Genomic DNA, 18,786 nt, shown 5'->3' with positions numbered 1-18,786 from the left:
ACGTAAAACCGGAAAGAAACCTGAGAAATAAATGTCAGAAAGATGAAACTGGGCGAAAACGCCCGTCATGCTCCGATGCGGTCTGTAGCAGCAGGGGTGGTCTCTAGGGGGCTTTCAGGCAGGGGCGAGTTCGGTGACCACCCGGCCGCTATCCATGCGCACCAGTTGATCGGCGACATCGAAATAGCGGTCATCGTGGGAAATCACGATGATGGTCTTGCCCAGGCGTTTGAGGTCCGGCAGCAGCTCGGTGTAGAAGATTCGGCGGAAGGTCGGGTCCTGATCCGCCGCCCATTCATCGAACACCAACACTGGACGTTCCTCCAGCCACGCATTGACCAGCGCCAGGCGTTTGCGCTGGCCGGTGGAGAGGTCGGTGGTGGTGAAGTTGCCGTCCTTGACGCTGACCTTGTGCGCGATCTCCAGCCTTTGCAGGTATTGGTTGGCGTCTTCGGGGATGTGCGTATCGCCCTGGACCACGTCATCGAACAGGTAGTAGTCGGCGAAAATCGTGGTGAACAACTGGCGATAGTCATCGCGATTCTGCGCGTCGATGGCCTCGCCGTTGACGCTGATTTCACCCTGCTGCGGCGTGTACAGACCCAGCAGCAACTTGATCAATGTGGTCTTGCCGCAACCGTTCTCGCCGACGATAAAGGTGATGTCGCCTTGCTTGATCGTCAGGTTGACCGGCCCGAGCTGGAACGGCGCCGCCCCTTCAACGGCCGGGAAAGCGAAACGCACATCGGCCAGCTTCAGTTCGTGCACGGCTCGTTTGACCTGGCCCTGATCACTCAGCAGCAGATGCGGTTCCGGGGTGGAAAACTGCTCGGACAACTCGGCGATACGGCGAAAAGCAATCTGCGCCCGGCTGACAATCGGCAGGGTGCTGATCAAGTGTTCCAGCGGGCCTTTCATGTACAGCAACACCAGCACGAAACCGCTCATCACGGTTTTATCGGCGCTCGGCCAGAAGGTTTGCAGTGCCAGCGCCAGGCCGATCACCACGAAAAACAGCATCGAGCCAAAGGTCTTGGCGATCACGAAGGTGTTGATCGAACGCACCTGGGTGTTGCAGATGAACTCGGCGGTGGCCTTGATGCCCGAGACGAACATGCGCTGGCGGCGCGGGCGATGGATGCGCAGTTCCTTGGCGCCTTCGGCAATCGCGTTGTAGTGCTTTTGCAGTTCATCTTCAGCGTCGCGGGCAGCCATGAAACCCTGCACGCCTTTGCTCTGGGCATAGGCCTGAATCGCCGTGCCGATCAGGATGGCGGCGACCATGATCAGGAACATCGGCCACGACAGGATCGCCAGGTAACCCATGCAGCCGAGGGTCACGGTCACCGAAATCGCCAGCGGGGCGAAGGCGAAAGCGAAGTCGCTGATGGTGTCGACGTCGTGGGTCAGCACCGGGATCAGCCGGTGGCTGCGGTAGCGCTCGATCTGCTCGATGGGCGCCGACAGGACCTTTTCGCCCAGCTGTTTACGCAGCTTGGCGATGATGTGCTGGCCAACGTAGTTGGTGCCGATGTCGGAGCAGATCGAACTCAGCAGCGCCAGCAGGCACAGGCCGGCGAACAGCGCGACCACGCCCTGAGTCAGGCCGGTGTCCGAATGCAGGGCGTTGTTGATGGTCGCCAGCAAGATCGTGACGCTCAAGCCGCCGACCATGCCCAGGAAAATGGACGCGGCGACGATCAGCCGAAAGGGTTTCAACAGGGCGAACAATTCGCCGATGGCGCCACGGGGAGGCTGGGTCATGGAGGACGGTTCCTTGGGTGGAAAGGCAGATACCCAGTAGAACGTCTGATCGAAGGCTTAATTTAGCGACCACCGACTGATGGCCGCCACACTCCTACAGGGGATTTCAGTGGCTCTTAGAGGTCACGCACCACGCGAAAGCCGATCCAGTCCCCGCGCTCTTGCGGGTACTGGCTATTGCGGTTGCCCGAGCGCGAGAACACTGGCGCTTCACCCCAGTCATTACCGCGTATGCGCACGGCTTCGCAGTTGGCCTCAACCCACGCGCTGCCATCGGTGGGGGCACCGACGTAGTCCGGGTGTTCGCAGTCTTCGACCCATTCGTACACGTTGCCGTGCATGTCGTACATGCCAAAGGTGTTCGGCGGGTAGCTGCCCACGGGCGAGCTGTAGCTGTAACCGTCTGCCGGGCCGTAGGTGTTGGCGTGTTTGGCGATGCTGTAGGCCTTGCCCTCATCGAACGGGAAGGGGAATGGGCCCTTGGTGCCGCCCCGCGCGGCGTATTCCCGTTGGGCTTCGCTGACCATGTGGTAGTTCTGCCCGGTTTTTTTCGACAGCCAGGCGACGTAGTTTTTAACGTCGTCGAAGTTCATGCATACCGCCGGCTGGCGCGGTGTTTGCGGATAACGCGGCTTGCTGGCCACGCACTCGCGGCCCGGCCGGGTATCGCCATTGGCAATGATCACGCCGCTCTCGCGCACGTAACTGTCCCATTCGCCGGCGGTGACCTGGAAGCGGCTCATGGCGAACGGCTTGGCGAAGGTCACGTCGTGCATCGGGCCTTCGTCGGGTTCGCGGCCGATTTCATCGTCCGGTGTGCCCATGGTGAAGGTGCCGGCGGGCAGTACCACCATTTCCGGGCAGTCGCGGCAGTCCTTGAATACTTTGCCAGGTGGCGATGCGGTGGCGGCCTGGGCGCCTCCGATCATAAGTGCGGCCAGGGCCAGGGCCTTGAACGGCAGGGTCAAATGATCTCGGTTCATGAGTCGTCTCGATATAAAAAACGGGTGTCACGCCACGACCAATGTAGGAGTCATGGCGTCATGCGGTTTTGTTCAGCAGGGTTATGAAACGGTCGATCTGGTCTTCGGTGTTGAGCAAACCAGGCGCAATCCGGATCACCGGGCCGACATCGCGCTCCACCGAGTCGCAGACCACGCGGTTTTCCATCAACCAGGCGGCGACTTTTTCGCAGTCGCGGTCCTTGATCCGGAAGAAGGTGAAACCGGCCGACAGGTCCGGGCTCTTTGGCGTGACCAGTTCGATCTGCGGGTTTTCCAGCAAGCGGTTTTTCGCATAGGTATTGAGTGCATGAATCCGCGCCTGCACCTCGGCCTTGCCCAGCTGCAGATGCAACTTGAACGCCTCGTCCAGCGCCCAGCGGTGTTCAAAGCTGTGATAGCCGCCGGGGGTCATGATCGTCGAGAAGGTCGTGGCTTCGGAGAACGTCGGAATGGTCGGCGTGACGTCCTTGAGCTCGGCGGAACGGGCGCAAATGATCCCGGTGCCGCGCGGGCCGAACATCCATTTGTGAGTACCGGCGATGAAGAAGTCGCAGTGCATGTCGGGGAAGTCGAGGTCTTCGACGCCAAAACCGTGCACGCCGTCGACCACATACAGAAGGCGGTCCTTGTCGTCGCGGTTGCGGTTCTGTTCTTCCACCAATTTGCCAATCTCGCCAATCGGCAGTTTCACACCACTGCCAGATTGCACCCAGGTCATGCCCAGCACGCGAGTGTGTGGGCGGATGCCTTTGGCGATGGAACCGAGCACTTCGTCGACGGACACGTCGTGGCTGTTCTCGAACAGCTTGAGCTTGCGCACCTTGACCCCGTCCTTTTGCTGGCGGTAATCCAGCGCATAGTTCGTGGCGTAATGTTCGTGCTCGGTGGTGAGGATTTCTTGATCCGCGCGCACATGAATGCCACCGTAGATCAGCGACAAGCCTTCGGTGGTGCTGCCGGTGAGGGCGATCTGCTCAGGCTTGGACTTGAGGTAACGCCCGGCCCAGACGCGCACGTCCTGTTCGCGTTTTTCCGTTTCACCGAGGTCCCAGTCCATCGCCCGGCCGGGGTTGCGGTCGAGGTTGGCGCGGTGTCGTTCGATGGCCTCACGCACCGGTCGCGGGTGCGATGTCACCAGAAAGTTGGCGAAGTGCAAATAGTCCGGGTCCTGATCGAACAGCTGGCGCAATTGCGCCCACTTGTCCTTGGCCAGCGGCTGCGTCGTGGCAGCCCGTGCCGGCAACATCACAGCGCTGCTCAGGGGCAGGCCAGCCGCGAGAATCCCGGCCTGCTTGAGGAATGAACGACGGTTGGTCATCAGCAAGGTTCGCTTTTTTGCAAAGGGGATTCAGTTGTTCGCCATCGGCCGGGAAGCCTTCTGCACCTGGTCCCAGACCCGCAGGAAATTGCCGCCCCACAGCTTGGCGATATCGGCCTCGCTGTAGCCGCGACTGATCAGCTCGGCGGTGACGTTGCGCGCTTCGCTGACATCCTTCCAGCCATCCAGGCCGCCGCCGTCGTTGAAGTCGGAGCTGATGCCGACGTGGTCGATGCCGATTTTCTTCACCGCGTAATCAATCGCATCGCCGTAGTCCTTGAGCGTGGCTTTCGGTTCTTCGTCGACAATCGCGTAGAGCTGGCTGGCGTACTCGCCGAAGCGCTGCTCGGACCAGACAGTGATCACCGGGTCGCCGGGCATCAGCGCCATTTCCAGGCCTTGCAACGGTTGCAGGTCGAAGCGGGCGCGCAGGGCGTTGAGTTTGTCCTGGGTGGTTTGGCTCAAGGGGCGGATGTAGGTCGGGAAGCCGACAATCTGCACCACGCCGCCGCTGTTCTTGATCAGCTGCATTTCCTGGTCGCTGAGGTTGCGCGGGATGTCCACCAGCGCACGTGGCGCCGAGTGCGAGGCGACCATCGGCGTGCGGCTCAGTTGCGCGACTTGCTCCAGGGCCTTGGTCGACATCTGCGAGACATCGATGATCACGCCGAGGTCGTTGAGGCGGTGCACGGCTTGTTTGCCGATGTTCGACAGGCCACCGAGGGCATCGCGCGAATCATTGAAAAACGGCAGCGGTCGTGACGAGTCGGCCCAGGCGTTGTTGCCCACGTAACTGAAGCCGAACATGCGCATGCCACGGGCGGCCCACGTGTCCAGTGCATTGAGGTCGTTGCCCAGCGGGTAGGCGTTGAGCATGCTCATGAACACCGCGAACTTGCCTTCGCCATGCAGGCGCCGGAAATCGTCGGGGGTGTAGGCGATGGCGACCTGGTTGGGGAAATCGCGAACCATGGCGCTGATGATTTTGTAGCGAGTTTCCTGCTCGAACCGGGCTTCGTCGACGAAACCGGCGGTGGGGCGGTGCGGGGCGTTGGCGCCGTTCCAGATTTCCGGCCAGCCGAAGATGGTCAGGGCCGCGCCGGACAGGCGTCCGCGTCCGGTCTTGACCAGGTCGAATTGGCCGCTGCCATCCTTGTCGGCTTCATTACCGGCGGTGCCGAAGTCCAGCGGCACGGTGACGTGGCTGTCGAAGGAGAGGATGCGCGTTTGCAGTTCATCGGCCTGTTGCATCACCTTGACCGGGTAGCCTGGGTTGTCCTTGAACCAGTGATCCCAGACGGCATAGCCGCCACCGGCGCTGATGGCCAGCGCCAGGGGCAAGCCGAGGTACAGCGCCTTTTTTGAACGTGGTTTTTTCATGTTCATCTCAGTCAGGTTCGTTGCCCCGGTGTGGGGGGCTTTGCTATCTGGGATGGACGAGTGATGCCGTTGGAAATTTAGGGCGGCTGATGGCCTCATCGCGAGCGAGCTCGCTCCCACAGGGATTTTGTGAACACCGCAGAACCACAGTGGGACCGAGCTTGCTCGCGATGCTTTTAAATTTTTGGAGGGGGCGAACGTTCTAGCTTGGATAAAGCCTGCTTCATGGCTGACACAGGTAGGGCAATGACGATTTCTCGACGAGGGTTCATGGCGGGCCTGGTGCTGACCGGCGCTGCCGTGCCTGCGGTTTTTTATGGGCATCGCGAATGGACGAAACCGGATCCGACGATCACCCCCGGCGAAGCCTCATTTGAGGTGGCGGATGTCGCCGGCCAGCGGCTGGCGGACACGCTGCGGGGCGTCTGGCAGATTCGTTTCGAAGGGCGTGACGCCGGGATCGAAGGGTTGCCTCGCGACGGTCTGGAAGTGTTTCTTGACGTCGGCCACAAAGGACGCGGCCTGATCGGGTTCCTCGACACGGCCGAGCGTTTGCGTTCAAACGAAACACCGCGCTACCGGGTGCTCGGCGATCTGGCCGATGCCAACGCGGCGCAATTGAGTTGGCGGCTGGTCAGTGCCGACGCAGCCAACGGCACCTCCGATTACGAATTCAGCATGACCCTGGACGAAGTCTGGGCCGGGTTCGGCAATGCCGGCAGCGGCACCCTCAGCGGTCGCGTATTGAACCTCGATCGGCCGCTGATGATGACCGCGCAGGACAACCGCTTCGTCGCGGTCAAACGGGTTTTCCCCGAAGCCCGCGAACGCACCGGGCTCAATGCGCCATTGTTGGCTTGGCTGATCTCCCCCGAGCATCGGCTGTTTCACCAGCTCTGGCATGCCTCGCGGGACAAATGGCACACCCTGGCCGAAGACAAGCGCAATGCCTTGCGCGGCCTCGGTTGGCAGCCAGGTCCGCGAGACAAGGAGCGCGATGCTCGCGGTGCGCGCAAGGATCGCAACGGGTCGGGCGTGGATTTTTTCTTCATGCACCGGCATATGCTCGGTACGGCGCGGTCGATGCAGGACCTGCCGTCGTGGCAGCACTTCCCGTTACCGCAACCGGAACTGGCCCGTGACCGCATCGGCTTCGCCCAGTACTGCGACAACCACGACGGCACCGCGCTGCCGCCGACCTGGCTGGCCGACGACGATGCCGACTATTCGCAATGGGTCAGTGACATCAAGACCGCCGAGACCTATCACAGCAACTTCCAGGTCTGGGAGTCGCGCTACCGCGACCCGCGTTACCTGTCGAAGCTGACCCTGGGTCAGTTCGGTTCAGAGGTTGAATTGGGCCTGCACGACTGGCTGCACATGCGCTGGGCCTCGGTGCCGCGTGATCCGTCCAACGGCCATCCGGTGCCGTTCGCCCGGGATCCATCAGACTTCTCTGCACGCTGGTTTGCGCCGGAAAACGACTTTCTCGGCGATCCGTTTTCGTCCCATGTGAACCCGGTGTTCTGGCATTTCCATGGCTGGATCGATGATCGACTGGAAGACTGGTTTCGCGCGCACGAGCGTTTTCATCCGGGGGAGGTGAGACGACTCGAGGTGAGCGGCGTGGCGTGGTTTGCGCCAGGGCGGTGGGTAGAGGTCGATGACCCGTGGCTGGGGCCGAGCACTCACGGTTGCAATACAACGCCGGGGTTGCAGGCGGGCAAGTCGGTAGAGATGGACCCGGAAACCATGAAGATGGCGCTGCGGATAACGTTTGGCGAGGATGAGACGAAGCTCGCGGACTTGTTCAGGAAAGTGCCGCAGCGGCCCTGGTATGCGCGGCATTTGAAGGCTAAGCCGGTTACCAGTTAATCAGTTAGTCCGCGTTATCGTTCATCGCGGGCAAGCCCGGCTCCCACAGGTTATGCGTCGTGTCCAAAACATGCGGCACACATAAAATCTGTGGGAGCCGGGCTTGCCCGCGATGGCGGACTCACTGACACTCAACATCACAAAACCTGCCACCCCCCACCCAGCGCCTTGTACAGCGCAATACTCGCCTGCAACCGCGACAATCGCAGTTGCACATTCAAATCCTGCGCCGCATACAGCGTGCGTTGCGTCTCCAGTACCGTCAGCAAACCCTCGGCCCCAGCCTGATAGCGACGTTGCGCAATATCGAATGCGGTCCGCGCCTGCTTCAGTTCTTCACCTTGCCATTGCCGCTGTTCATCCAGCCCGCGAATGCTGTTCAGTGCTTTTTCCACGTCGGCGAAACCGTTGATGATCGCGCCGCGATAGGTCTCCAGCAGTTCCTCCTGGCGGGCCGTGGCCTTGTCGCGCTCGGCGCCCAAGCGTCCGTTGTTGAACACGGGCGCCAGCAACCCGGCGGTGAGGTTATAGAACGGACTGCGCAGAATGTCCGACGCGCGATCCGCGCCCGAGCCGATTTCGGCGCTCAACGTCACGGTGGGCAACATCGCGGCGCGGGCCACGGTGACGTCCGCCTGCGCCGCCGCCAGTTGCGCCTCGGCACGGGCAATGTCTGGGCGACGGCTGATCAGTTCGCTGGGCAGGCCGGCGCCGATGGTCGGCCATGACAGTTGATCAAAGTGTTCCTGACCCAATGCCAGCGCCTGAACCGGTCGGCCGAGCAGGGCGGCAAGACTGATCGACGCGTCCTGCGCCTGTTGCTGCACCAGCGGCAATTGCCGTTGTTGCGCGGCGACCAGGCTTTTCTGCTGAGCCAGTTCCAGCGCGGTCGCCGAGCCTGAGTCAAACCGCGTCTGCACCAGCTTCAACACGTTTTGCGCATTCGCTAGGTTCAACTCGGCGATGCGGCTCTGTTCACGCAGCGACAGGGTTTGCGCGTAGCCGCTGGCAACACTGCTGAGCAGCGTCAGTTCCACCGTTGCCTGATCGAACTGGCTGGCCTGCAAAGCAAATTGCGCGCTGTCGCGGGACGCACGTTGGCCGCCCCAGAAATCGATTTCGTAGCTGGCGCTGAGGTTGGCGTTGAAGTAGTCCACGGCGCTGTTGTCGCTGTCGGCATCCAGTTGGCTGTAGCCGCTGCCGCGCAGCAGTTTCTGGCGGTTGGCATTCAAACCCGCCTTGACCTCCGGCAGTTGCGAACCGCCGGCCACCACCGTTTCGGCCTGGGCCTGACGCACGCGGGCGATGGCCGCGGCCAGATCGAAACTGCCGACCCGCGCCTGTTCGACCAGTTGATCCAGCTGCGGGCTGCCGAACTGCGTCCACCATTGCGGGTTGCTGCGCGCGGCGTCTTGGGTGTGCGGCGATTGCCAGGAAACGGGTGGCTCGATACCGGCGTCGGGGCGTTGGGCGGGTGTGCCGCACGCGCCGAGCAACAGGCAGAGCGTCAACAGACTTAATGGCGGCTTCATGGAGAAATCATTCACTGGTAAGGGCCGTGACCGGGTCGAGTCGGGCAGCTTTGCGGGCCGGCATGAAGCCGAAGACAACACCGGTGACCAGGGCGCAGCCGAAGGCGCCGAGCACCGCTATCAAGGAAAACGCGACAGCGACTTCACTGAGAATCAGCACACCGCCGACGATCAGCGCCAGGGCAATCCCGGCCAGCCCGCCGACCACCGAGAGCATCACCGCCTCGGTCAGAAACTGGCGCAGAATGTCGCGCTGCCGGGCGCCGGTGGCCATGCGGATACCAATCTCCCGTGTGCGTTCGCGCACGGTCATCAGCATGATGTTCATCACGCCGATGCCGCCCACCAGCAAGGAAATCGCAGCAATCGAGCCGAGCATCAGCGACAGGGTGTTTTGCGTGTGCGCCTCGGCCTGGATCATCGCCGCGTTGTTGGTCAGTTCGAAATCCTTCTTGCCGTTGTGCAGGCGCAGCATCAACTGCTCGATGGCTCTCTCGGTATCTTTGACCTTGCGCGCGTCTGCGGCGGCGATGGCCACGTATTCCGGATTATGCGTGCCGAACAGCCGCACGCTGGCGGCGGAGTAGGGGATGGCGATGCGGTCGTCGCTGTCGGAGTCGCCGGAGCTGGCGCCTTTTTCCGCGAGCACGCCGACCACCTGAAATGGCACGTTTTCGATCAGGATGTATTGGCCAATCGGGTTGGCCACGTCCTTGAGCAATTTGCTCCGTACCTTGTGGCCGATTACCGCGACTGCCGCGGCGTTTCGCTCATCGGCCTCGGTGAAGTAGCTGCCTTCGACCACCGGCCAGTTGAAGATCGCCGGGAAGTGGGTGTCGTTGCCGCCGACGTAACTCAAGTGGTCGAGGTTGCCGAAGCGCACCCCGGCTTCCTGGCCGTTGACCGGCATGATCCGCATCACTTGCGGCAGGCTGGCCACCGCCGCGACGTCATCGAGGGTGACGATGCCCGGCGCGGTGCGCGGGTTCGGCGCCGAGCCGCTGAGGTAAATGATGTTCGAACCGAAGGCGCCCATCTGCGCCATGACCTGGCGCTTGCTGCCTTCGCCGACGGCGAGCATCACCACCACCGAGGCCACGCCGATGATGATCCCGAGCAGCGTCAGCGCGGTGCGGAAGCGGTTGATCCACATCACCCGCCACGCCGCTTGCACCGCGTCAATCAGTTCGCCTTTCCACGCGCCGGTGGCTTCGGCACCTTCGCTCAGACGCTTGCGCAAGTCCACGGCTTGCAACGCACCGGGGTTGGCTGAGGTCTGGGCTTGAGGGTTATCGCGGGCGCTGTCGCTGATGATCAGGCCGTCGCGGATTTCGATGATGCGCTTGGCCCGAGCCGCGACTTCGCGGTCGTGGGTGATCAGGATCACCACATGACCCTGGCTCGCCAGTTCATCGAGCAGGGTCATGACCTCGGCGCCGCTGTGGCTGTCGAGGGCGCCGGTGGGTTCGTCGGCAAGGATGATATGACCGCCGTTCATCAAGGCGCGGGCGATAGACACCCGTTGTTGCTGGCCACCGGAGAGTTGATGCGGACGATTGCCGGTGCGCGAGGCCAGACCGAGACGGTCGAGCAGGGCAGCGGCGCGGACGTGGCGCTCGGCGGCCGGCAAGCCGGCGTAGATGGCCGGCATCTCGACGTTTTCCTGGGCCGAGCCGGAGGGGATCAGGTGATACCCCTGAAACACAAAACCGAAGGCTTCACGGCGCAACCAGGCCAGTTCGTCACTGTCGAGCCCGGCGACGTTTTCCCCGGCGAAGCGGTATTCGCCCGACGTCGGGCGGTCGAGGCAGCCGAGGATGTTCATCAGTGTCGACTTGCCGGACCCGGAGGCGCCGACAATCGCCACGAACTCGCCGGCATGAATCGACAGGTCGATGCCGCGCAACACATGCACTTCCGGAGAATCGCCGCCGCCGTAGGCTTTGCGAATCTCGTGCAGATCGATCAGGGGCGTCTGCATTCAGCCGCCACTCCCGTCAGCCGGGCCGATCAGCAGGTGATCGCCTTCGCGCAGGCCATCGAGGATTTGCACGCGCAGGCGATCACTGATGCCGGTGCGCACTTGACGCGACTCGATGCTGCCGTTTTTGGCCACGACGTGTGCGGTCTGGGTGTCCGGTTCCGCGCCACTTTGCAACGCGGCAATGGGCGCGGTGAGGACGTTTTTGGCCTGGTCGGCCACGAAAAACACCTGCGTCGTCATCTCGGCCATCAGCGCGTTGTCGGCGTTATCGACGTCGAGCAACACGGTGTACAACACCACGCGGGCACTGCCGCTTTTGCTCGAACTGGCTGGGCTGCCGCCACCCTGGCTGGTCTGGTCGAGTGGCTTGGGCGGTACGGGCAGAATCTGCCGCACCGTGCTGCTCCAGCGACGATTGCCACCGCTTAAGGTGGTGAACCAGGCATTCATGCCGGGTTTGACGTGGCCGATATCGGCTTCCGAGACTTCGGCCCACACGGTCATCGGCGACAGTTTGGCGATGCGCAGAATCAGCGGCGTTTGTTGCTGTGCGTTCAGCGTCTGGCCGACCCGGGCGTCGAGGGCGACGATCGTTCCGGACATGGGCGCATAGATTCGCGTGTAACCGAGTTCGGCCTGATCGCTGCGCAGGCTGGCTTCGGCCTGACGGATCTGCGCCTGGAACATGTCGATACGCGCCTGTGTGGATCGCCGTTCAGCTTGCGCGGTTTGCACGTCCTCTTCGCGGGTGGCGCCACCGACCTTGAGGTTCTGCTGACGCTGGTATTTCTGCCGCGCGAGTTCGTGCAGGGCCCGTTGCTCCTGGAGCTGAGCCTTGAGGTTTTCGATGGAGAAACGCCCTGCGTCGAGTTTGGCCTGTTGCGTGGACGGATCGATTTCCACCAGCAACTGGCCTTCCTTGACCACGTCGCCGACCTCCACATGAATCTTGTGGATCTGCCCGGAGGCCTGGGCACCGACGTCGACATATCGCCGGGGTTGCAGGGTGCCCAACGCGGTGACGCTGCTTTCGATGTCGCCGCGGCTGACGGACACGGTGGCGAACCTGTCGCGGCCGGGCGGAATGATTTGCCACGCGGCGACGGCGATAACGGGGATCAGACTAAGTGCCGCAAGCAGGGCGCGTCGGGTGTGTCGGGGACGTTTCATGCAGGGTTCCGGCCATGGGTATCGGCCCGTCGTTCAACCTGCGCGCAGCTAACAGCGACAGCCGACAGAGACGGGGAGCTGTCCTGTAAACGAGGAATGGTGCGGGGAATTTAGGTGCGGACACATAGGGTTACACCTGTAGCTCAGGACTATTTGTGCGGCAAGGACAAGCAGTACTTTAAATCTATATGAGAATTACTATAAATTACGCATCTCGAACTGCCACTATCGTGCCACTGCCTATGTCGGCGGTCGACGAGGGGGCTCAAGGACAGAAACCGCACCCGTGCGGCCGGGAGTCATGTTGGAAAACTACTATCGCGAGCTGGTGTGTTTCCTGAACGCCAAGCTAGGCAACCGTCAGGTGGCCGAAGATGTGGTGCATGACGCGTATGTGCGGGTTCTGGAGCGCTCCAGCGACACGCCCATCGAACAGCCCCGGGCGTTTCTGTACCGCACCGCGCTCAATCTGGTGATCGACGACCATCGGCGCAATGCCCTGCGTCAGGTCGAGTCGCTGGACGTGCTCGACACCGAAGAACGCTACTTCACGCCATCTCCGCACAACTGCCTCGATCACGGCCAGCGCCTGCAAATGCTCCAGCGTGCCCTGGCGGAGCTGCCACGGCTGTGTCGCGAGAGTTTTCTGTTGCGCAAGATCGAGGGCCTGTCGCACCCGGAGATCGCCGAACAGCTGGGCATTTCGCGGGCCTTGGTGGAAAAGCATATCGTCAATGCGATGAAGCATTGCCGGGTGCGGATGCGTCAGTGGGACGCCCATTGATCCCCGCTGATTAAATTTTATTTCACTGTCCTCGTTCCTACTCAACAGACGACCTGCTGTCCTGCCCAAGGCCGGTCAGGTCACTTAGGCTTACTCCCCATCGGTTGAGGGGTTCATCCAGAGGACACTGGAAATGACACAGGCAATTGCATCGCCCATCGTTCACGACCTGATCGGCGTCGGTTTCGGCCCTTCGAACCTCGCGCTGGCCATCGCTTTGCAAGAGCGAGGGCCACGCCAGGGCGAGCTGGATGTTCTGTTTCTCGACAAGCAGGCGGACTACCGCTGGCACGGCAACACCCTGGTGACCCAGAGCGAACTGCAGATCTCGTTCCTCAAGGACCTGGTGACGCTGCGCAATCCGACCAGCCCGTATTCCTTCGTCAACTACCTCAAGCATCACGGTCGCCTGGTGGACTTCATCAACCTGGGCACGTTTTATCCGTGCCGCATGGAGTACAACGACTACCTGCGCTGGGTCGCTGCGCAATTTGAATCGCAGAGCCGTTACGGCGAAGAAGTGCTGACCATCGAACCGGTGGTGCACAGCCAGCAGGTCGAAGCGCTGCGGGTGATCTCGCGCGACGCCCAAGGTCAGCAGCACGTGCGCACCACCCGTTCGGTGGTGGTCAGCGCCGGCGGTACGCCGCGCATTCCGCAAGCGTTCAAGGCGCTGAAGGATGACGGACGCGTGTTCCACCACTCGCAGTACCTGGCGCAAATGGCCACGCAACCGTGCGTGAACAACCAGCCTATGAGCATCGCCATCATCGGCGGCGGGCAGAGCGCGGCGGAAGCGTTCATCGATCTGAACGACAGCTTCCCCTCGGTGCAGGTCGACATGATCCTGCGCGGCTCGGCACTGAAACCGGCGGATGACAGCCCGTTCGTCAACGAAGTGTTCTCGCCGGAGTTCACCGACCTGGTGTTCCAGCAAGCCCACAGCGAGCGTGAACGTCTGGTCAACGAGTACCACAACACCAATTATTCGGTGGTGGACATCGATCTGATCGAACGCATCTACGGCATCTTCTATCGCCAGAAAGTATCGGGCATTGCCCGTCACGCGTTCCGCACATTGACCACGATTGAAAAAGCCACGGCCACTGAACACGGTATCGAGTTGGCCGTGCGCAACAACGCCACGGGTGAAGTCACGGTTCGTCTCTACGACGCCGTGGTCTTGGCCACCGGTTACGAGCGGCAGATGCACCGCAAATTGCTGGCGCCGCTGGAGCAGTACCTGGGTGATTTTGAAGTGGATCGCAACTATAAGCTGATCACTGACGAGCGCTGCAAGGCCGGCATCTATATGCAGGGCTTCTGCCAGGCGAGCCATGGGTTGAGCGACACGCTGTTGTCGATCCTGCCAATTCGGGCGGACGAGATTGCCGGTTCGTTGTATGAGCATGGCAAAAACCGCGGGCACAGCCGGTCGGTGGTGGATTTGCTACTGGCGACTGCCAGCTGACTCTCACTGCGATCGTTCCCACGCGGAGCGTGGGAATGATCTGCGCAGCAATCCTGAACCCTTCCTGAAGAACCCCGCGATTCCCCCACCGCACACTGTTCCTTCGTTTACTCTGCATAAATCGCGGCGTAAGCTTCGCGCGTTTTCATCAATAGCGGAGACCCACAGTGGGTACTTGTTCGAGTGACAGTAGTCGGCCGGTTTCAGTAACCGGCACCTTCTCGGCAAGATAACGCGCAGCTTTTTTGTGCCGTTGTCTCGCCGTACAGCGAGCAGCGGCCTCCCGGTCGAGCCAGTCCTGGCACGACCCGATGTCCTCTCATCGACACACTCTCGTGTGATGGCGCCTGCCTGGTCGTCATCGCAGCGACTCGACACGCCTGCTCGAAGGTTTCCCGGCTGACCCTGGGGGCAACGCCATGAACCTGACCCTGCTCAAGGAATTCTTCGCCGGATTCCTGCGCACCCGCCACATCGCCCGGCACTTCCGTCGTCTTGCGCTGCTGGAAACCTTCACCGACACCACGGTCAGCCGTGAAGTACCGCCGACGCTGGCGCAAACCCTGGTGGGCGCCGCCAACAGCGACACCGGCCAATTGCTGGAAAGACTCGGCACGCACACCGATGGCCTGAGCGAGGAGGAAACCGACGCCCTGCGCGAGCGTTTCGGCCTCAACGAGGTCGAGCATGAACAACCGCTGCCGTGGTGGACGCACCTGTGGCACTGCTACAAAAACCCGTTCAACCTGCTGCTGACGTTGCTCGCGGTCATCTCGTGGCTGACCGAGGACATGAAAGCCGCCATCGTGATTTTCTCCATGGTGGTGCTCTCGACATTGCTGCGGTTCTGGCAGGAAACCAAATCCAACCAGGCCGCCGACGCGCTGAAGGCGATGGTGAGCAACACCGCGACAGTCCTGCGTCGCGACGCACAGCGCATCGAGTTGCCGATCAAACAGTTGGTGCCGGGCGACCTGATCGTGCTTTCGGCCGGCGACATGATTCCCGCCGATTGCCGGGTGCTCAGCGCCAAGGACCTGTTCGTCAGTCAGGCGGCGATGACCGGCGAATCGATGCCGGTGGAAAAATTTCCGCGCCAGCAAGATAACGACACCCGTAACCCGCTGGACCTCGACAACATTCTGTTCATGGGCACCAACGTGGTGTCCGGCACGGCGATGGCGGTGATTCTCACCACCGGCAACGACACGTATTTCGGTGCGCTGGCGCAGCGAGTGGGTGCCACTGATCGTGCGCCGACGTCGTTTCAGACCGGGGTCAACAAAGTCAGCTGGCTGCTGATCCGCTTCATGTTCGTGATGGCGCCGCTGGTGTTGTTCATCAACGGTTTCACCAAGGGCGACTGGACCCAGGCGCTGCTGTTCGCGTTGTCGATTGCCGTGGGCCTGACCCCGGAAATGCTGCCCATGATCGTCACCTCGACGTTGGCCAAAGGCGCGGTATTTCTGTCGCGCAAAAAAGTCATCGTCAAGCGTCTGGATGCGATCCAGAACTTCGGCGCCATGGACGTGCTGTGCACCGACAAGACCGGCACCCTGACCCAGGACAAAATCTTCCTCGCGCGCAACGTCGACGTCTGGGGCAATGACTCCGATGACGTGCTGGAAATGGCGTACCTCAACAGCTACTACCAGACCGGCCTGAAAAACCTGCTGGACGTTGCGGTGCTCGAACACGTGGAAATCCACCGTGAGCTCAAGGTCGGCACAGCGTTTCGCAAGATCGACGAGATCCCGTTCGACTTCACCCGCCGGCGCATGTCGGTGGTGGTCGCCGAGCGCGAGCATGCTCATCTGCTGATCTGTAAAGGCGCAGTGGAGGAAGTGCTGGCGGTGTGCACGCGGGTACGCCACGGCGTCGTTGATGAGGCGCTCAGCGATGAATTGCTGGCGCGGATTCGCCAGGTGACGGCGACGTTCAACGCCGAAGGCCTGCGAGTCGTCGCGGTGGCTGCGCGGCCAATGATCGAAGGCCGCGACACTTACAGCCTGGCCGATGAACAGGAGCTGACGCTGATCGGTTACGTGGCGTTTCTCGACCCACCCAAGGAAAGCACCGCACCGGCCCTCAAAGCGCTGGCGGCTCACGGTGTGGCGGTAAAAGTGCTGACCGGTGACAACGAGCTGGTGACCGCGAAAATCTGCCGCGAAGTCGGTCTGGAACAGCAGGGGCTGCTGATGGGCAACGACATTGAGCGCATGAGTGACGCCCAACTGGCCGTGGCGGTGGAGACCACCAACGTCTTCGCCAAACTCACGCCGTCGCACAAGGAGCGCATCGTGCGCCTGCTCAAGGGCAACGGGCACGTGGTCGGGTTCATGGGGGACGGCATCAACGACGCCCCGGCCCTGCGCACCGCCGACATCGGTATTTCGGTGGACAGCGCCGTCGACATCGCCAAGGAAGCGGCCGACATCATCTTGCTGGAAAAAAGCCTGATGGTGCTGGAGGAGGGCGTACTGGAAGGGCGCCGCACCTTCGCCAACATGCTCAAGTACATCAAAATGACCGCCAGTTCGAACTTCGGCAACGTGTTCTCGGTGCTGGTGGCCAGTGCGTTCATCCCGTTCCTGCCGATGCTGCCCATGCACCTGCTGGTGCAGAACCTGCTCTACGACATTTCGCAGATCGCCATCCCGTTCGATCACGTCGATGCAGAAATGCTCAAGCAACCACAGCGCTGGCAACCGGCGGATGTCGGGCGCTTCATGCTGTTCTTCGGGCCGATCAGCTCGATCTTCGACATCACCACGTTTGCCTTGATGTGGTACGTGTTCGACGCCAATACCCCGGACCACCAGACGTTGTTCCAGTCCGGATGGTTCGTGGTCGGACTGCTGACCCAGACGCTGATCGTGCACATGATCCGCACCCCGAAAATCCCGTTCCTGCAAAGCCGCGCCGCGATGCCGTTGATGGTGATGACCGGGATCATCATGGCGGTCGGCATTTTCCTGCCGATGGGGCCGCTGGCGCACTACTTCAAACTCCAGGCACTGCCATCGATGTACTTCGTGTTTCTGCCGGTGATTCTGCTGGCGTACATGGCGCTGACGCAGGCGGTGAAAGGGTTCTACATTCGGCGGTTTGGCTGGCAGTAAATCGTCTGGTTGTGACGCTATCCCGGAGGCGAGGGGGGCGGATCCAGCCGTGAACCCTCGTAAAAATCAGAAAGTGTGAGCGAGCATTTAGGAAAAGTCCTACATAAACCGGTACCAAGCTTCCGTAGCCTTGCGCCACACTTTGGTCACCCTGCAGGCCCCGGAATGATGAATAAAGCATTACGAATCCTGATTGCCGACGAGCAACACTTCCACCGTATGAAGGTTGAGCGCGTGTTTAACCAGCTGGGTTACTACCGGGTGGCACCGGTTCAACACCTTGAAGAGCTGTTGACGCTGGTCGAATACGGTTGCGAGCCGTTTGACCTGGTGGTCATCAATGCTTCTCTGGCGAAGGGCTCGTTGGACCTGCGGGGGTTTTTCCTCGATAACCCCCAGGTTCGTCATGCCATGATTTTCAACGACGAACGCGCGCAGAATTCGATTTGCACGCAACAGCCAATTCAGACGAGCACCGTACTGCTTCCCGACTTGATGTGTATCCGGCACTTGATGTCCCGTGTCGATCCGTTGGTGAGTACCCGTCATGATCTGGTCGGGCACTATCAGCAAAAAACGGGCTGAATAGAGGTGCCCGTTCGTCGGAACTGTCATTTCTGACAGGTAGTTTTCATCCTTCCGCCATGTAAGAGTTTTCGCGCAGTTGCTGCGTGCACTCTGGCCTTTTCCGGCGCGCATCCGTGGCGTCATCGTCGATTTTTTGCACAGGGAGTTTCCATGAAGTCAGTGCTGATTGTGGACGATCATCCGGTGGTTCGTGCCGCAGTCAAACTGGTGCTTGAACGGGAAGGATTTCAACGGATTCATGAAGCGGCCAGCGTGGGTGACGCGTCGGCGATTCTTCGTGAGCACACTGTTGATCTGGTGATTCTGGATCTGGTGATGCCCGGTGGTAACGGGCTGGATGTACTTGAGCGAATCAAAAACAGCGATTTGTCGTGTGTGGTGTTGGTGTTCACGTCCCTTGACCCATTGTTTTTTCAAGAGCGTTGCATGCGCTCCGGTGCTTTGGCGTACGTCTCCAAGACCAACGACCTGAGTCAGTTGCACAAGGCCATACACGCGCTGATGGCCGGGTACACCTACTTCGCACAACTGCCCAGCGCCTCCATGGACGCGCTGCAGCAAAGCGAAAAGCAAATGGTCGACAAACTCTCCAACCGCGAACTGACCATTCTCCAATACCTGGCTCGGGGTACCGCAAACAAGGCCATCGCCGAGGCGATGCACTTGAGCCACAAGACAGTCAGCACCTACAAGACCCGTTTGATCGAAAAGCTTGGTGTGCAGGCAGCTGTGCACCTGCGCGACTTTGCCATCCGCAATCACTTGATCTGAGGGCGCCTGAACGTGCGTGTCCT

13 protein-coding genes are annotated in these 18,786 nt (G+C 61.2%); 6 read left to right on the top strand and 7 right to left on the bottom strand.

What is annotated here, in order from left to right; translation table 11 throughout:
* Positions 1-114 precede the first annotated feature (114 nt).
* From D882_RS0123460 to pvdM, 4 genes are all read right to left on the bottom strand, one after another.
* Positions 115-1,764, bottom strand: a complete 1,650-nt coding sequence (locus D882_RS0123460; protein ID WP_027925497.1) for a cyclic peptide export ABC transporter — start codon at positions 1,762-1,764, stop codon at positions 115-117.
* A gap of 116 nt (positions 1,765-1,880) precedes the next feature.
* Positions 1,881-2,747 (bottom strand): formylglycine-generating enzyme family protein, encoded by an 867-nt coding sequence (locus D882_RS0123455; RefSeq protein WP_027925496.1) that lies wholly within the window; start codon positions 2,745-2,747, stop codon positions 1,881-1,883.
* A 58-nt stretch (positions 2,748-2,805) separates the two neighbouring features.
* Positions 2,806-4,086 (bottom strand): aminotransferase class V-fold PLP-dependent enzyme, encoded by a 1,281-nt coding sequence (locus D882_RS0123450; RefSeq protein ID WP_027925495.1) that lies wholly within the window; start codon positions 4,084-4,086, stop codon positions 2,806-2,808.
* Positions 4,087-4,116: 30 nt separating this feature from the next.
* Positions 4,117-5,466: a pyoverdine-tailoring dipeptidase-like protein PvdM gene (gene pvdM / locus D882_RS0123445; RefSeq protein WP_027925494.1), complete on the bottom strand. Its 1,350-nt coding sequence runs from the start codon at positions 5,464-5,466 to the stop codon at positions 4,117-4,119.
* Between the two features lie 246 nt (positions 5,467-5,712).
* Between pvdM and D882_RS0123440 the strand changes: the two genes are divergently transcribed.
* Positions 5,713-7,341 (top strand): hypothetical protein, encoded by a 1,629-nt coding sequence (locus tag D882_RS0123440; RefSeq protein WP_027925493.1) that lies wholly within the window; start codon positions 5,713-5,715, stop codon positions 7,339-7,341.
* A 137-nt stretch (positions 7,342-7,478) separates the two neighbouring features.
* Here D882_RS0123440 and D882_RS0123435 read toward each other — a convergent pair whose 3' ends face one another.
* Genes D882_RS0123435 through D882_RS0123425 form a run of 3 tightly spaced genes read right to left on the bottom strand, consistent with a single transcriptional unit; the run spans position 7,479 to position 12,027 of the window.
* The gene (locus D882_RS0123435; RefSeq protein ID WP_027925492.1) at positions 7,479-8,873 is read right to left on the bottom strand and encodes an efflux transporter outer membrane subunit; all 1,395 of its coding nucleotides are present in this window, start codon (positions 8,871-8,873) and stop codon (positions 7,479-7,481) included.
* A gap of 7 nt (positions 8,874-8,880) precedes the next feature.
* Complete coding sequence (locus D882_RS0123430) at positions 8,881-10,854, bottom strand: MacB family efflux pump subunit (protein ID WP_027925491.1); 1,974 nt, start codon at positions 10,852-10,854, stop codon at positions 8,881-8,883.
* The gene (locus tag D882_RS0123425; RefSeq protein WP_027925490.1) at positions 10,855-12,027 is read right to left on the bottom strand and encodes an efflux RND transporter periplasmic adaptor subunit; all 1,173 of its coding nucleotides are present in this window, start codon (positions 12,025-12,027) and stop codon (positions 10,855-10,857) included. It lies immediately after the preceding gene.
* A gap of 301 nt (positions 12,028-12,328) precedes the next feature.
* On the opposite strand from D882_RS0123425, the gene D882_RS0123420 reads away from it, so the two are divergent.
* The 5 genes from D882_RS0123420 (at position 12,329) to D882_RS0123400 (ending at position 18,763) form a co-directional block, all read left to right on the top strand.
* Positions 12,329-12,811 (top strand): sigma-70 family RNA polymerase sigma factor, encoded by a 483-nt coding sequence (locus D882_RS0123420; RefSeq protein ID WP_027925489.1) that lies wholly within the window; start codon positions 12,329-12,331, stop codon positions 12,809-12,811.
* A 133-nt stretch (positions 12,812-12,944) separates the two neighbouring features.
* Positions 12,945-14,282, top strand: a complete 1,338-nt coding sequence (locus D882_RS0123415; protein WP_027925488.1) for a lysine N(6)-hydroxylase/L-ornithine N(5)-oxygenase family protein — start codon at positions 12,945-12,947, stop codon at positions 14,280-14,282.
* Between the two features lie 419 nt (positions 14,283-14,701).
* Complete coding sequence (mgtA, locus tag D882_RS0123410; protein WP_027925487.1) at positions 14,702-17,404, top strand: magnesium-translocating P-type ATPase; 2,703 nt, start codon at positions 14,702-14,704, stop codon at positions 17,402-17,404.
* Positions 17,405-17,569: 165 nt separating this feature from the next.
* Positions 17,570-17,989: a chemotaxis protein CheY gene (locus tag D882_RS0123405; protein ID WP_027925486.1), complete on the top strand. Its 420-nt coding sequence runs from the start codon at positions 17,570-17,572 to the stop codon at positions 17,987-17,989.
* 153 nt (positions 17,990-18,142) lie between these two features.
* Complete coding sequence (locus D882_RS0123400) at positions 18,143-18,763, top strand: response regulator transcription factor (protein ID WP_027925485.1); 621 nt, start codon at positions 18,143-18,145, stop codon at positions 18,761-18,763.
* Positions 18,764-18,786 lie beyond the last annotated feature (23 nt).

Origin of the sequence: Pseudomonas sp. URMO17WK12:I12 (assembly GCF_000514395.1) — a bacterium.
GTDB classification, from domain to species: domain Bacteria; phylum Pseudomonadota; class Gammaproteobacteria; order Pseudomonadales; family Pseudomonadaceae; genus Aquipseudomonas; species Aquipseudomonas mucoides.
The sequence above is the reverse complement of the archived record's forward strand: the minus strand, read 5'-3'. Positions and strand labels throughout refer to the sequence as shown.

Bases quoted from the DNA above. Each gene is read 5' to 3' on its own strand.
- D882_RS0123415 (WP_027925488.1), top strand. From the start codon at position 12,945: ATGACACAGGCAATTGCATCGCCCATCGTTCACGACCTGATCGGCGTC.
- D882_RS0123400 (WP_027925485.1), top strand. From the start codon at position 18,143: ATGAAGTCAGTGCTGATTGTGGACGATCATCCGGTGGTTCGTGCCGCA.
- mgtA (WP_027925487.1), top strand. From the start codon at position 14,702: ATGAACCTGACCCTGCTCAAGGAATTCTTCGCCGGATTCCTGCGCACC.
- D882_RS0123405 (WP_027925486.1), top strand. From the start codon at position 17,570: ATGATGAATAAAGCATTACGAATCCTGATTGCCGACGAGCAACACTTC.
- D882_RS0123455 (WP_027925496.1), bottom strand. From the start codon at position 2,747: ATGAACCGAGATCATTTGACCCTGCCGTTCAAGGCCCTGGCCCTGGCC.
- D882_RS0123420 (WP_027925489.1), top strand. From the start codon at position 12,329: ATGTTGGAAAACTACTATCGCGAGCTGGTGTGTTTCCTGAACGCCAAG.
- D882_RS0123440 (WP_027925493.1), top strand. From the start codon at position 5,713: ATGACGATTTCTCGACGAGGGTTCATGGCGGGCCTGGTGCTGACCGGC.
- D882_RS0123450 (WP_027925495.1), bottom strand. From the start codon at position 4,086: ATGACCAACCGTCGTTCATTCCTCAAGCAGGCCGGGATTCTCGCGGCT.
- pvdM (WP_027925494.1), bottom strand. From the start codon at position 5,466: ATGAAAAAACCACGTTCAAAAAAGGCGCTGTACCTCGGCTTGCCCCTG.
- D882_RS0123430 (WP_027925491.1), bottom strand. From the start codon at position 10,854: ATGCAGACGCCCCTGATCGATCTGCACGAGATTCGCAAAGCCTACGGC.
- D882_RS0123435 (WP_027925492.1), bottom strand. From the start codon at position 8,873: ATGAAGCCGCCATTAAGTCTGTTGACGCTCTGCCTGTTGCTCGGCGCG.
- D882_RS0123460 (WP_027925497.1), bottom strand. From the start codon at position 1,764: ATGACCCAGCCTCCCCGTGGCGCCATCGGCGAATTGTTCGCCCTGTTG.
- D882_RS0123425 (WP_027925490.1), bottom strand. From the start codon at position 12,027: ATGAAACGTCCCCGACACACCCGACGCGCCCTGCTTGCGGCACTTAGT.